Annotated in this window: 2 protein-coding genes; both read left to right on the top strand. The window is 38.3% G+C overall.

The genetic code is table 11. From position 1 onward, the window contains the following. On the top strand, positions 1–335 hold a 335-nt coding region (gene spoVAE / locus ACWHAR_RS28285), incomplete at its 5' end, for a stage V sporulation protein AE (protein WP_452088594.1). An 11-nt stretch (positions 336–346) separates the two neighbouring features. Next, positions 347–553, top strand: coding sequence for a DUF1657 domain-containing protein (locus ACWHAR_RS28280; RefSeq protein ID WP_009336483.1), 207 nt, complete (start codon positions 347–349; stop codon positions 551–553). Positions 554–650 lie beyond the last annotated feature (97 nt).

Raw genomic sequence — 650 nt, 5'->3', positions numbered from 1 at the left:
CTTTTGTCGTAGGCTGTTTAATTTGTATCATTGGGCAAATTATGTTTGATGTATTTAAATTGACACCAGGTCATACCTTAAGTGCTCTTGTAGTGATTGGGGCGCTTTTAGATGGATTTGGACTATACGAGCCTTTGATTGATTTTGCTGGGGCAGGGGCTACCGTTCCGATTACAAATTTTGGGAATTCACTTGTTCATGGTGCGGTGCAGGAAGCAGAAAAACATGGGTTAGTTGGTGTACTGACAGGAATGTTTGAAGTAACTAGTTCTGGTATTACAGCTTCCATTGTTTTCGGCATGATAGGAGCTTTAATTTTTAAGCCAAAAGGATAAGGAGAATTAGGATGACAGTAGGATCAGATGTTAAACAGTGTTTTGCCAGTCTAAAAGGGGTAGAAGCAAGTCTCTCAAGTTTAGCATTACGGACTCTTGATGATGAATCGAAGCGAACTTTGCATGAGGCTATGATGGTAGTACACGAAGTAACAAAAGATTTAAAAAAAAGAGTAGGAGAACTAGAAGGAGAGGAACTTCAGTACAAAGGTTTCTAGAAAAACTATATTTACAGGAGGTGTAAGCAGTGCCTGAATGGTTAGATATAGCTGTACGCTCAGTATTATTTGTTGCTCTTTTATTTTTCATTACAAA

This window comes from Bacillus sp. LR--39, assembly GCF_053613335.1.
Note: the sequence above shows the minus strand (reverse complement) of the source record. Positions and strands in the feature narration are given on the sequence as shown.